The 11,823-nt window shown below is 58.6% G+C and carries 14 protein-coding genes; 5 read left to right on the top strand and 9 right to left on the bottom strand.

Annotated features, from left to right (window positions below; genetic code table 11):
- Nucleotides 1–119: 119 nt before the first annotated feature.
- Nucleotides 120–1,160: an SGNH/GDSL hydrolase family protein gene (locus AB4X18_RS08940; RefSeq protein ID WP_370399749.1), complete on the top strand. Its 1,041-nt coding sequence runs from the start codon at nt 120–122 to the stop codon at nt 1,158–1,160.
- A gap of 142 nt (nt 1,161–1,302) precedes the next feature.
- Nucleotides 1,303–2,001 carry a glycosyltransferase family 25 protein gene (locus tag AB4X18_RS08935; RefSeq protein WP_370399748.1) on the top strand — a complete coding sequence of 233 codons (699 nt, stop codon included), beginning with the start codon at nt 1,303–1,305 and terminating at the stop codon, nt 1,999–2,001.
- 9 nt (nt 2,002–2,010) lie between these two features.
- Here the strand turns inward: AB4X18_RS08935 and AB4X18_RS08930 are convergent, their stop codons facing one another.
- Both AB4X18_RS08930 and AB4X18_RS08925 read right to left on the bottom strand, forming a co-directional pair.
- Nucleotides 2,011–2,664 carry a peroxiredoxin gene (locus AB4X18_RS08930; RefSeq protein WP_370399747.1) on the bottom strand — a complete coding sequence of 218 codons (654 nt, stop codon included), beginning with the start codon at nt 2,662–2,664 and terminating at the stop codon, nt 2,011–2,013.
- 129 nt (nt 2,665–2,793) lie between these two features.
- Nucleotides 2,794–3,456, bottom strand: a complete 663-nt coding sequence (locus AB4X18_RS08925) for an FkbM family methyltransferase (protein ID WP_370399746.1) — start codon at nt 3,454–3,456, stop codon at nt 2,794–2,796.
- A 79-nt stretch (nt 3,457–3,535) separates the two neighbouring features.
- Here AB4X18_RS08925 and AB4X18_RS08920 point away from each other — a divergent pair, with 79 nt between their 5' ends.
- A complete protein-coding gene (locus AB4X18_RS08920) occupies nt 3,536–4,381 on the top strand; it encodes an alpha-1,2-fucosyltransferase (protein WP_370399745.1) in 846 nt (281 codons plus the stop codon).
- Here AB4X18_RS08920 and AB4X18_RS08915 read toward each other — a convergent pair.
- Nucleotides 4,378–5,025, bottom strand: a complete 648-nt coding sequence (locus AB4X18_RS08915) for an RluA family pseudouridine synthase (protein ID WP_370402605.1) — start codon at nt 5,023–5,025, stop codon at nt 4,378–4,380. The genes AB4X18_RS08920 and AB4X18_RS08915 overlap by 4 nt on opposite strands.
- A gap of 74 nt (nt 5,026–5,099) precedes the next feature.
- Here AB4X18_RS08915 and AB4X18_RS08910 point away from each other — a divergent pair, with 74 nt between their 5' ends.
- Entirely contained in the window at nt 5,100–5,510 is a 411-nt protein-coding gene (locus AB4X18_RS08910; RefSeq protein ID WP_370399744.1) for a nuclear transport factor 2 family protein, read from the top strand.
- 39 nt (nt 5,511–5,549) lie between these two features.
- Here AB4X18_RS08910 and rarD read toward each other — a convergent pair whose 3' ends face one another.
- Complete coding sequence (gene rarD, locus AB4X18_RS08905) at nt 5,550–6,470, bottom strand: EamA family transporter RarD (RefSeq protein ID WP_370399743.1); 921 nt, start codon at nt 6,468–6,470, stop codon at nt 5,550–5,552.
- 293 nt (nt 6,471–6,763) lie between these two features.
- Here rarD and AB4X18_RS08900 point away from each other — a divergent pair, with 293 nt between their 5' ends.
- Nucleotides 6,764–7,981, top strand: a complete 1,218-nt coding sequence (locus AB4X18_RS08900) for a Hint domain-containing protein (protein ID WP_370399742.1) — start codon at nt 6,764–6,766, stop codon at nt 7,979–7,981.
- Here AB4X18_RS08900 and AB4X18_RS08895 read toward each other — a convergent pair.
- The 5 genes from AB4X18_RS08895 to AB4X18_RS08875 form a co-directional block, all read right to left on the bottom strand.
- Nucleotides 7,978–8,307 (bottom strand): DMT family transporter, encoded by a 330-nt coding sequence (locus tag AB4X18_RS08895; RefSeq protein WP_370399741.1) that lies wholly within the window; start codon nt 8,305–8,307, stop codon nt 7,978–7,980. The two genes, AB4X18_RS08900 and AB4X18_RS08895, sit on opposite strands and share 4 nt — an antisense overlap.
- Before the next feature lie 7 nt (nt 8,308–8,314).
- Nucleotides 8,315–9,868 (bottom strand): phytoene desaturase family protein, encoded by a 1,554-nt coding sequence (locus AB4X18_RS08890; RefSeq protein ID WP_370399740.1) that lies wholly within the window; start codon nt 9,866–9,868, stop codon nt 8,315–8,317.
- A 4-nt stretch (nt 9,869–9,872) separates the two neighbouring features.
- A complete protein-coding gene (locus AB4X18_RS08885) occupies nt 9,873–10,790 on the bottom strand; it encodes an N-acyl homoserine lactonase family protein (RefSeq protein ID WP_370399739.1) in 918 nt (305 codons plus the stop codon).
- A gap of 5 nt (nt 10,791–10,795) precedes the next feature.
- A complete protein-coding gene (locus AB4X18_RS08880; protein ID WP_370399738.1) occupies nt 10,796–11,062 on the bottom strand; it encodes a 2TM domain-containing protein in 267 nt (88 codons plus the stop codon).
- A 318-nt stretch (nt 11,063–11,380) separates the two neighbouring features.
- On the bottom strand, nt 11,381–11,761 hold the full coding sequence (locus AB4X18_RS08875) for a nuclear transport factor 2 family protein (protein WP_370399737.1): 381 nt from the start codon (nt 11,759–11,761) through the stop codon (nt 11,381–11,383).
- Nucleotides 11,762–11,823: the final 62 nt, after the last annotated feature.

Here is an 11,823-nt window from a genome sequence, read left to right as displayed (position 1 = left end):
CGAAAGCCCCGGTGGAAACGCCGGGGCCTTTTTTTTGCCACATTTACCCTAGGTTACCTTAGGTGAGCGACACGCAAGACTGTAACGTCGCTGCAAAATAACCTTTGGGAGGAGGAATCATGTACAAACATCTGGCCGCCGCCGGGTTGGTCGCCGTCATGGCGCTTCCCGCAAGCGCAACGTCGATCACCGATCGTTACACAAGCTTCTACGTCTTTGGGGACAGCCTCAGCGATGACGGCAAGTTCACCCAACTCCCGGCAACTCCGCCTAGCGTCGGAGGTCGTTTCAGCAACGGCGAAGTCTGGGCAGAACATATTGCGGACGATTTCGAAGCCGCAGGCCGCGATACCGGTAACCTGGCCGTAGGTGGTGCAACCGCTGGGGACGGCGGCACACTTACACCGCTTTCCAACTTCAACGGTCAGATCGATGCATTCCTGGGCTCTATCTTCGGGAATACACCTCTGCCCGAACGCCTTGCGCCCGCGCCCACTTTCGGGGATGCGCCACCCAACCCCGGTGAAAACCCGCTTGTCGCCGTGTGGCTTGGCGCGAATGACCTCTTCGCCAGCTTTGCCGAAGCCGATATCGTTGCCGCCGCAAAGGCCGTGACGGATGGTATCACGCGTCTGGCTACTTCGCCGCTGGGTAATTTCGACGATTTCCTCGTGGCCAACCTGCCCGATCTTGGTGCGACCCCGGCAAATACCACGCTTCTGGCCCTGGCCGGAGCCACTCCGGAAGAGATCGCCTTTGCCTCCCGTGCGGCAACCGAAGCTACTGACCTTTTCAATCTGGAACTGAAAAGCAACCTCGAGATGTTGGAAGACGACCTCGGCGTTCGGATTATCGATTATGACGCGAACGCGGTGATCAATGATGTCATCGCCAATCCCGGCAACTACCCTTTTGCCAGCGTCACACAGCCCTGCACTGTCAGCTTGAATGCCGCAAACAATCCCTTCGTCTGCTCCGAAGCTGAAGCGGATCTGCTGCTGTTCACTGATGCTGTGCACCCCAATCGCATCGCGCAGGAAATCACCGCGAACAACATCCGCGTCGTGGTTGCCGCCGTGCCGCTGCCTGCCAGCCTCTGGCTGGCGCTGTTTGCGGTGGGCGGTCTTGCTGCGGTGGGGCGGCGGCGTAAGGCTGCCTGACCCATACGCATGACACGTCAGACAAGGGGCGGTGCCAAGGCGGCACCGCCCCTTGGATTTGCAGGTCCGGTTTTCACGCGCCAATCCCCCCTGTGCTGCTTGCGCAAGCATGATATAGCCTGCACGCAACAAGGGACGCGCCATGCAATCATTGATCATCCACATGACCGGCGCTCAGGCGCGGGCTGGCAATGTTGCAACCCTGCTGGACACCTTGCCCGATGCGCGCATCATCCCCGCGGTAGACGGGCGCAATAAAGCGCTGGAGTACCCCACCGCCCCCGGCACACTGCACCGGCCACATTATCCATTTCCGCTACGCTCCGGTGAACGCGGTTGCTTCCTCAGCCACCGCCGGTGTTGGGAAGAAATTGCAGCGAGCAATGATCCCTATGCGCTGGTCGTGGAGGACGATCTGCACCTCGACCCGATCCTGTGGCACGACACGCTCCGCCTGATTGAACGCAATGCAACCGCGGACAGCTTCATTCGCCTGCCTGCAAAGAACCGCGAACCCGTCACGACGGTACAGGACACCGAAGGCGCGTCAAAACTGTTCATACCGCGGGTAATCGGCCTGCAAACCGTCGCACAGGTCGTGGGCCGCAGCGCCGCGCGCCGCCTTCTGGATACGACGGAAACCATCGACCGTCCTGTCGACACCGTACTGCAAATGCACTGGGTCACCGGACAACCCATCCAAACTATCCTGCCCAACGGCGTCAGCGAATTGCCCGGCCCGTCCACGATCCAAAAGAAAACCCGCACCAGCGGCAAGCTGATGCGGGAAATACGGCGCGCGGTCTACCGCATGCGGGTGGCCAGACGGCCCCAACCCTAAGAGATAGACCTAGGAGGGGTCCTTGGTCGTCCGCAGATAGGGCAGCACGGTGGTGAATTCGCCAAACTTCGCCTTGGCATCCTCGTCCGAAACGGTTGCCGGAATGATCACGTCATCGCCCACGTTCCAGTTCGCCGGTGTCGCCACACCCTTTCCGATAGAGGTCTGCAAACCGTCCAGCGCCCGCAGCACCTCGGCAAAGTTGCGGCCGACCGTCATCGGGTAGGTCATGCTCAGCTTCAACTGCTTGTCAGGTCCAATGATGAAAACCGACCGCACCGTCGCGCTGTCTGCCGGGGTACGCCCATCGGGCAGATAGGCTTCGGCAGGCAGCATGTCGAACGCCTTGGAGACCTCAAGCCCGCTGTCGGCGATGATAGGAAACCCGGCCTTGGCGCCGCCGACCTTTTCGATGTCGCCCTTCCACTTCTTGTGATCCTCCACGCCGTCCACACTGACACCGATCACTTTGGTGCCGCGTTTCTCCCATTCGTTTTTCAATTGAGCCACGGCACCGAATTCCGTGGTGCAAACGGGGGTGAAGTCCTTGGGATGGGAAAACAGAATGGCCCAACTGTCGCCGATCCAATCATGCAGCGAAATGCTGCCCTGGTCGGTTTCAACGTTCAGATCGGGAATTGTGTCGTTGATACGCAAGCCCATGATGTCCTCCGGGATAATGATTGCATGCAGGAAAAGTCTAACCTTTCATTCGCCAAGTTGCACCCCCTTGCCGCAGGTCTGGCAAAGGAACGACTTCGGCTCTGATCCGCGGCAGGGCGGTGTTTCCGGTCAGCCCTTTCGCGCCCATTCCTCCCAGATAAACGGATATTCCCAGACGCAGTCGTGGGTCCTCGACAGCCCCTCCCGGATCGCATCCCGCGCGTCTACCTGCCCTGCATCATAATTGTGAAATTGCACCGTCAACCGATCCACCCGCGCCATCAGGCCGGTGTCAATCAACGCGGGCAGCAGATCATATTCGCCCCCTTCGATGTTCATCTTTATGACCTTGACCTCCGCAAGTTCGAGTTCGTCAAAGACATCCTCTACCGGCAATACCGCCCCGGTTACCTGCGCCCCCGATTGCACCAGCGCGGACGACGCATTCTCATCATCCGACAGCGCCAGCGTCCCCGCCTCCGCCCCTATCGCGAAGTCATGCACATGAACATCAGCGCGCCCCGTGAACCGTTCGGCCATCATCTCAGCGAACCGCGGATGGGGTTCGAACGCATGCACCACTACGCCGTAAAGCTCAGTCATGCGCGCGGCCCAGTCACCGTGATAGCCGCCCACATCCAGAACGACATCGCCCGCATTCAGCCCGTCGTACCGTTCCGGAGTGCCCCGCCCATGGGCCGCCCGAAATGCCTTCACCTGACGCTTGCGCGCACGGAAATCCGGGTCACTTGCCAGTTTCCACAGCTTGTGAAGCTCACTCGACACCGACATGGCGTATCCTTTTCAACTGGCGCAGCCTGCGCAGCACACCTTAGAAAGGAAGCGGGCAGAACAAAAGGCAGGACGCAGAATGATCATCACACGGCTTCATGGCGGGTTGGGCAACCAGATGTTCCAATATGCCGCTGGTGCCACGCTCGCCGCGCGGCTGGACGTGCCGCTGGCGCTGGACCCGCGGCCCGCTGCAGCCAAGGATCAGGGCGACCTGCGGGATATATTCGATTTGCCCCTGACGGAGCCCGACCACCTTCCCCCCGACCGGGACGCACACCCGGTCGCCTATGCCCTTTGGCGTCTGCTGGGGCGCACGCCGATCCTGCGGCGTGAAAAGGCGCTGGGCTACAACCCCGGGTTCGACACATGGTCCGACGGAAGTTACCTGCACGGCTATTGGCAAAGCCAAAAATACTTCGCCCCGATCATGGACCGGCTGCGCCGGGATTTCACGATGGCCCCGCCAATGTCGCCCGCAAACGCGGACATGGCCGCACAGATCGCGCAATCCCCTTGCGTCGCGCTGCACGTCAGGCGGGGTGATTACGTGGCGCTTGGAGCATCGGCGGTTTGTGATCAGGCATACTACGACGCGGCAATGGCTGCCGTAACCGATGGCCTTGATGATACCCCCCGCGTCTTTGTCTTCTCCGACGATCCAGGCTGGGCGCGTGACAACCTGTCGGTCCCGTTCGAGAAGACCGTGGTGGACCTCAATGGCCGCGACACCGCGCACGAAGACATGCGACTGATGGCGCTTTGCACCCATAATGTCATTGCCAATTCCACGTTCAGCTGGTGGTCCGCATGGCTTAACCCCAATCCAGACAAGCGCGTCGCCGCACCCGCCAGATGGTTCGGCAACGACCACCAGCACAACCCCGATATCCTGCCCGAAAGCTGGTTGCGTATTTCACCCTAGAATGGGGCCTTCGTCCGCACCTTGACCGATTTCCCGCCCTGCGGGTGGTTGAACCGCAGTTCCTCCGAATGCAGCATCAGGCGAGGGTACTTTAGCGCCGCACCGGTGGCATAGAACGGATCGCCCAGAATGGGGTGGCCAATCGCCAGCATATGCACGCGCAGTTGATGGCTGCGCCCGGTCTTGGGAAAGAGCCGCAGGCGCGCCGTCTCCCCGTCGTTCTTGATCACCTTCCAGTCGGTCTGGGCGGGCTTTCCCGTCTCATGGCACACCATCTGGCGCGGACGATTTGGCCAATCCACGATCAACGGCAGATCGACGGTGCCCGATTTCTCCGCTGGCTGGCCCCAGACTCGCGCCACATAGGTCTTGCGCGTCATTCGTTTTTCGAACTGCAACCCCAGATGCCGTTGCGCATGCGGCGTCAGCGCAAAGATCATCACGCCCGAGGTGTCCCGGTCCAGCCGATGCACCAGCAGCGCATCAGGAAAAGCCGCCTGCACCCGGGTGATCAGGCAATCAGCCAATTCCGGCCCCTTGCCCGGCACGCTCAGCAAGCCGGAGGGTTTGTCGACCAGCAGCACTTCGGCGTCCTCGTGCAGGATCACCAGCGGGTCTTGTGGCGGGGAATACGTCGCGTCCATACCTGCGCAGATGTCAAAAACCACTGGGCCGCGCAAGGGTCGCGTGGCAAGCTGCGCACAACAGGAGTACCGCCATGCACCCCACGATCCAGACCTTCCATGACCTTGTCCTTGCCAAATCACACGACGGTATCCCCGCCCTGATGGCCGAGGACGTGACCTTCATGCCGCCAACCTACTGGGCCACATGGACCGGGCGTGACGCGGTCTCGGCCGTGCTGGGGCATGTGAACGAGGTGTTCACGGATTTCGAATACCGTCGGGTCTTCGGTGATGGCGTGGATTGGGCGTTGGAGTTTCAGTGCAAGGTAGACGGGCTGGACGCAGTGGGAGTCGATCTGATCACGTTGAACGACGCAGGGTTGATGCAGCATTTCGAGGTCGTCATGCGACCGCATAAAACCATCGGCGCGCTACGGGCAGCGATGAACGAACGGGTCATGAAGGATCCGGCATTCTTGAAACATAAAGCTGCGTTGTCGTAGGGCGGTATTCACGCCGCCACCCATCTACACCCACCGCAACTATACGCCCCGCGCCGCGCGCATCTGCTGCAGCATCGACCACGAATAGATCACCAGCGCCGCCCAGATCATCGGAAAAGCAATCCCGCGCGCCCGCCCGAACGGCTCCTCGAACACAAAGACGGCAACCAGAAAGATCATCGTCGGCGCGATGTATTGCACGATGCCGATTGTCGACAGCCGCAGCCGCTTGGCCGCATTGGCATAGATCATCAACGGCACTGCCGTCACCAGACCACACCCCATCAACAGCCACATGTCCCGTCCGCCCGACAGACTGAAATGCGCGCCCCCCGTTTGCGTCAGCCACGCCAGATACCCCAGACCCGGAAGCGCCAACAGCAGAACTTCCAACGCAAAACCCTGATTGGGCCCGATGGGCAGTTGCTTTTTTGCCAGTGCATAGAATCCCCAACTCAACATCAGTCCAATCGCCACCCACGGCACACCGCCTGCATCCACTGCCAGCACCACCACGGCAACACAGGCAAGCGCGATGGCGACCCATTGGGCGACGCTCAGTCGCTCCCCCAACAGGACCGAGGCCAGAAAAACGCTGAACAGGGGATTGATGTAGTATCCAAGCGCTGCATCCAGCGTTTTGTCGACCGAGATGGCCCAGACATAAATCCCCCAGTTGATCGAGATAAGCACCGCTGTCACGCCGCCCATCAGCAGCATCCGGGGCGTCCGCAGCGCCTGCCGCAGCGCATCCGTTCGACGCAGCACCAGCAGCACGAAAATGGAGATTGGCACCGACCATAGCACCCGATGCGCCACCACCTCGGCGGCAGGCATGTGATCTAGCAGTTTCATGTAAAGCGGCAGAAATCCCCAAAGCCCGTAAGCCGTCAGCGCAAAGGCAAGACCCTGCGGCGTGTCCTCGTTCCCGGTGGGTGGGGTCGTATCGGTGTTGCGCATTCATCCATCCTTTGGAGGAGCGATACGCGACGGTGCGGGTGCAGGAAAGGAACAATTTTGCAGAGGCTGCACCAATAGCGCATGTCCTGACAGATCGCAGATGCGTCGGACCAATCGACATTGGCTCGGGAACAGGCGACGAAGCTGACAGGGCCGCGGACCGAAGGGCGTTCATTTACGCCCCGACACTGTCTGATCGTCTTAAAGCGAATGATGGGCTTTGCACGTTAACAGGATCTTCTGAACTCTCGGCTTATGTCTGAGGTCGCCTGTTTCATTGGAAATTGGATCAAATGGTTACGCGTTCCCTACAAACCTATGATGATGATTTCCTCACTGTCGCATCCGATTCCCCGGTTCTTGCGCCGGGAGATGCGATCTCAAACTTCAACACGTCGGCAAACGGCGCCATTTTCGAATTTCAAGGCGGCGCGCCGGTCACCGTCACCCTTGACGATACCAGTGCCGATCAGGATGTCTTCGAAGACTCGGACTTCGCCAATCACACGGTAACTGACGGTGCCGGGCTTGTGGCCAACGGCAGTGGCGTCGAATCTGAATCCACGCTTCTACTTGTTGAACTGGATGAATTCGGCAATCAGGTTGGGCCGGTCATCACGCTGACCATCTTTTCCCAAGGCGGCGTCAACTCGGATGTCTGGGGGTTTCACAGCGACACGCCGCTTGTCGCCGGAACGCGTTATGAACAAACCAGCGGATCGGCAAGCGGATCGACGCCCTATTCGAGCCTTGACAGCCAACCTGTCTGCTATGGAAAAGGCACCTGGATCGAAACGCCAACCGGCCCGTGCAGGGTGGAAGCCCTGCGTCCCGGAGATCTTGTCATGACCTTGGACAGCGGGCCGCGACCGGTCCGTTGGATCCGGCATCAGGCAGTGACATTTGATCAGCCGGGTGACAATAGAAGGCCCGTGCTCATCAAATGCGACGCCTTGGGAAAGGGCATACCTTCGCGGGATCTGATCGTTTCGTCGAACCATCGTATTCTTGTGGGCGGCGCTGGACAACTGGAGACGATTTTTCCGTCTGAGGCATTTGTTCCTGCAAAATCCTTGACCACCTTGCCAAGCATCCGAACCATGGTCGGGCGGCGCAAGATCACTTGGGTCCACTTCGCCTGTGATCGTCACGAGATCGTCTGTGCCAACGGCTGCCAAACGGAAAGCCTGTTGATGGGACAGATGGTCATAAGGTCGCTCAATGCGCAGGAACGGCATGAAATACAACGGCTTTTTGGCACTCTCGATGCTCGAAAATCGCCGGTAAACGGACCTCCCGCGCGCGCCTGCCTCAGGGTCGGTTCAGTTCGGCGGCACCTTGCGAAAACCGGATCCATGATTGATGGTCTGGCTGGTGGTACGTACAGATCGAAGGCTGGTCAGAACAGCAATCACCCGGGTGAAGGCATGCCTTGTCATGGTGCGCAGCAGGTGGGGTTTCGCTTGCGCTCCAAGCTGGGACATGAAGCGAAGCTTTGGTCGAGCGGCTAACCACCCGCTGCTGTTGACAGCGCATTGAGTACGATCACACCCGCCAATATCAGGCCAATCCCAACATACGCATAACCGTCGAGCGTTTGCCCGAATACCAAGGCGCCAGTCATCACCACACCCGCGATACCGCCGCCCGCCCAGACCGAATAGGCAATCCCGAGGGGCATGGTGCGGACAACAAGTGACATGACGTAGAAAGCCAGCCCGAAGCAGATCAGAGTAAAACCCGCGAACCAAGGGTTGGTAAAGCCGTCCGATAGCTTGAGCGCCGTTGTCGCAAGAAGCTCGATGGCAACTCCAATCGCAAGCAAGATCCAGTGCATTCAGAATTCACTTTCGAAGTTGCTTGAAAACCTTGGGATCGACGCAGGCGGCGCAAAGGATCCCACCCCATAGCGCGCCTTGGATGCCCTGGCTGACCACATCCTGCCCGGAAAGATAGAGCCCTTCGATCGGGGTCTTGGCCTTGAGCGCATCGCTCAAGACGCGCTCAGGCGTGCCGTCCAGCCCGTAAAAGCGCCCTTCGTGGTGACCCGTGATCGACGCCGTTGCCAAAGGTGTCGAAAGCTCACGTAGAACAACAAGCTTTGCCAGATCGGGGAAGTTTGCCTTGAACAGCGCGAACATCTTGTCCTCAACCTGCTGTTTGAAAGCCTTGTAGTCTGCGCCACGCTCCCCCGACGGACGGTCCGCCCATTTGGCAACGCTGCTCCAATCCGTCCAGACAACCATTTCGCCCGCATATTTCTGCTTCGGCCCTGGGTCATGGCTTGGGTCCTTCAGGGAAGCAAACGAGACGAAGAATCCGGGGGGATTTTCCTTTGGCGCCTCCGCCCAGACCGCGTCGATCTTGCCTTGTGGATAGAACCAATGGTTTGAACGTGTGGCGCCGACTTCTTCAATGTCCCCTTCGAAGCCCAGAAACAGGCTGAAATGCGCGATGGAGGCGGGCAGTGACTGTATTTCACTTATCCAGTTTTCGGGGCCGAAACCTGCGGGAAGCAAATCGTTGATCGTCTCGCGGGCGCCAATATTGGAGATCACGACGTCCGAGCGAATGTCCTCACCGTCGGATGTGCGCACGCCCACGACCTTGTCGTTCTCGACCAGCAGTGTTTCAACGCACACGTCGGCACGCGCCTCGCCGCCCGCATTCGTGATTGTCGGGATCATGTGGTCTGCGAAAGCCTTGCCGCCGCCAACCGGATACCAGGCACCGCTCTCCAGATAGCACGCTGTGATCAAGGCATGCATGGCAAAGCTTGCCTTGTGCGGGCGACCCCCATGATCACCCCATTGGGCCGTCAAAGCAGCGGCAAGGTCCGGGTTTTGGGTAATGCTGTCGACTACCTCCTGTGTGGTGCGTTTGCACCACTTATTGATGGCACGGTGGTTCCACCAATCAATCATATCGCCAACAAAATCAGGCAACGCGCGAGTCGACGCGAGCGTGTACATGATTTCACGCCCTTCCCGAAGTGCCGCGATCCATGCCTCGATCGCTTCGGCCTCTTGCGGGAACCTGTCCTTCAGGTCGCGTTCCTGCGCCTCATAGGGGCGCGACAGCGCAAGCGGCGGGGCGTCTGCCAGATGCAGGTTGTCATAGACCGCTCCCATGGATTCAAACTCCATGGGCGTGTGCGTCAGCCAATCGATCAATACCCGTTCCCGGTCGTCGGGAGCGACACAGCCCAGATAGTGGATCCCGACATCCCAGGAAAACCCGTCCCGCGAGAAGCTGTGCGTCAGGCCCCCCAAGGTTTTGTACTGCTCAAGAAGCAATACCTTGTGACCCACTTTCGACAGCGCGGCGGCCGCTGCCATGCCCCCCATGCCAGAGCCGATGATGATGGCGTCCCAGTCTTTGCGATCTGAATTGGTCATGTACTTACCCCTTTTCCAGTTTGGCGGTTTGGCGCGTGGCCTGTGACACGGCATCGACAGCACCAAAATCGTGGGACGGCACGATCCTTAGGCCGGGCAGTCGCTCTGACAGTCGCCTGACAATTGCGAATGAGCTGAGCAGCGACCTCTTGTCCCCCGTTCCGGGGACAATGTCCTGATCGAGCAGGCACGCCTCATATGTCAGATCGCCGACCAGCAGGATCGGGTCCCATCCCTCTTGGCGGATCAGCATGGACATGGAACCAGCGGTGTGTCCGGGTGTCGGTAACAGGATCATCGAACTGTCGCCCTCAATGTCATAAGCCCCGCCAAATCCTTCGAATAACGGGTCGTCTGTTGGTGTGAACGTGATCTGCCGCCACTTTGCAGAGGGGATTTCGATGTGCTCTCGCAGGATCCACTCACGTTCCGGATGCGGCTGGGAAAGGATCGCCCATTCTCGGGCGCTCACCAGAAGTTCGGCCTGCGGCAGTTGTGCGATCCCACCGACGTGATCGAAATGCAGATGCGATATGACCGCCGTTCGGATATCACTGGCAGCGACTCCTGCCGCTTCAAGAACATGGTCGATGCGGTTGCTTGCATTCAGGCGAAACCGGAATATCCGTCGCAACAGAAAGCGTCCAATCGCCTGTCTGATATAGTCCTTGTCGGATAGGATCGCCGGGTCGATGCCCGTATCGAACAAGATCAGCCCGTTTCGGTGGTGGATCAGAAAGCATTGCAATGGCAAAGGCACCCAGCGCGTGCCAAAGAAGACCCACCAAAGCTGCGGCAACCTGCTGCCGTAGCGGTGTTCCGCATGCTGTTCGGCCTCTCCGCATCTGAGAACCTGAACAGCAGAAATCGGGCGTTTGGCGTTTTGGGGTGAAACAGAATTTTCTGGTTGCGCATCTGTCATCGCTGCTATCGAGACTTGTCCATTTCCCTTTCGATCATCTTCTCGGTGACGGCGAAGCGACCCGGAAACACGAAAACCGCGAAGGCGTGAAGCGCCACTGCAACCCCCCAGCCCGTCATTGGCCAGTGGAACCAAATGGTACCGGGTGAGGTCATGAAGTTGATGCCTGCAAGAAACAGAATGACCGCAACGTAGACTGACAGGTGTGTGTAAAAGACCATCTTGGCCTCCACACGTTTTTTGGCTGATTGATATGCTTCAGAATTTTCCATCCGCTTTCTCCATCAAGATTGCCTGGTCAGGCAAATCCTACAAACGTGCTGCGGTCAGGGATTGAGCAAGGTCAATTCGTCTGTGAGGTATCAGCTTTTCGTGGGATGCGGGCGCCACGAAGAAAAAGGAAGCACAACAAGATGTCCGGGAGATCATGAATCTTGATGAAGTCCGGCACACGAAATCGCATGCCATCGGTTGCACCCGGCAAGATAAGCATAATGAATGCTCAGACCTTCGTTAGGGGTGGAACAACAGCGGCGTCACGGTAGGGTATATGATCATCAACGGTTTCGTGCTTGCGCGGCATGGCCAACTCACACGGCAAGGTTCGTAAAAACGGATGGGATGTCCCACGCTTCGACAAATCTGCCTTCAGCGACTCGCCAGACGACTACGACATCAATGGCAATTGGACGCGCGTCGATTTCCATGGTGTCGCGGACATGAACGACAATCAGTTCATCGCCAACAGGGGTCGCTGACATCGGTTCGACATTGAAGGAGCCTTTTGTCCTTCCACCGATCAGCGTGAAAAACTCCTTCAATCCTTCGATACCAACGTAGTCACCTTCAATATCAGGAAGTTTACGATTGAAATAATGCCATACGAAATCGTCGGCAAACAGATCTGCCGAGGCATCCAAGTCGCGTAGGTTCAGTTTGTTGAGAAGAACAATGTTTGGATGTTCAGCCATATTGGGACAATCGGGAATTGAGGCAGGTGATATTTGCACCATCAAACCAGATGCATCGGCAG

The organism is Sulfitobacter rhodophyticola (assembly GCF_041281685.2).
Taxonomy (GTDB): Bacteria; Pseudomonadota; Alphaproteobacteria; order Rhodobacterales; family Rhodobacteraceae; genus Sulfitobacter.
The sequence above is the reverse complement of the archived record's forward strand: the minus strand, read 5'-3'. Positions and strand labels throughout refer to the sequence as shown.

What these genes read in the sequence shown, in the direction of transcription:
- AB4X18_RS08940 (WP_370399749.1), top strand. Translation starts at nt 120, where the DNA reads ATGTACAAACATCTGGCCGCCGCCGGGTTGGTCGCCGTCATGGCGCTT.
- AB4X18_RS08935 (WP_370399748.1), top strand. Translation starts at nt 1,303, where the DNA reads ATGCAATCATTGATCATCCACATGACCGGCGCTCAGGCGCGGGCTGGC.
- AB4X18_RS08930 (WP_370399747.1), bottom strand. Translation starts at nt 2,664, where the DNA reads ATGGGCTTGCGTATCAACGACACAATTCCCGATCTGAACGTTGAAACC.
- AB4X18_RS08925 (WP_370399746.1), bottom strand. Translation starts at nt 3,456, where the DNA reads ATGTCGGTGTCGAGTGAGCTTCACAAGCTGTGGAAACTGGCAAGTGAC.
- AB4X18_RS08920 (WP_370399745.1), top strand. Translation starts at nt 3,536, where the DNA reads ATGATCATCACACGGCTTCATGGCGGGTTGGGCAACCAGATGTTCCAA.
- AB4X18_RS08915 (WP_370402605.1), bottom strand. Translation starts at nt 5,025, where the DNA reads ATGGACGCGACGTATTCCCCGCCACAAGACCCGCTGGTGATCCTGCAC.
- AB4X18_RS08910 (WP_370399744.1), top strand. Translation starts at nt 5,100, where the DNA reads ATGCACCCCACGATCCAGACCTTCCATGACCTTGTCCTTGCCAAATCA.
- rarD (WP_370399743.1), bottom strand. Translation starts at nt 6,470, where the DNA reads ATGCGCAACACCGATACGACCCCACCCACCGGGAACGAGGACACGCCG.
- AB4X18_RS08900 (WP_370399742.1), top strand. Translation starts at nt 6,764, where the DNA reads ATGGTTACGCGTTCCCTACAAACCTATGATGATGATTTCCTCACTGTC.
- AB4X18_RS08895 (WP_370399741.1), bottom strand. Translation starts at nt 8,307, where the DNA reads ATGCACTGGATCTTGCTTGCGATTGGAGTTGCCATCGAGCTTCTTGCG.
- AB4X18_RS08890 (WP_370399740.1), bottom strand. Translation starts at nt 9,868, where the DNA reads ATGACCAATTCAGATCGCAAAGACTGGGACGCCATCATCATCGGCTCT.
- AB4X18_RS08885 (WP_370399739.1), bottom strand. Translation starts at nt 10,790, where the DNA reads ATGACAGATGCGCAACCAGAAAATTCTGTTTCACCCCAAAACGCCAAA.
- AB4X18_RS08880 (WP_370399738.1), bottom strand. Translation starts at nt 11,062, where the DNA reads ATGGAAAATTCTGAAGCATATCAATCAGCCAAAAAACGTGTGGAGGCC.
- AB4X18_RS08875 (WP_370399737.1), bottom strand. Translation starts at nt 11,761, where the DNA reads ATGGCTGAACATCCAAACATTGTTCTTCTCAACAAACTGAACCTACGC.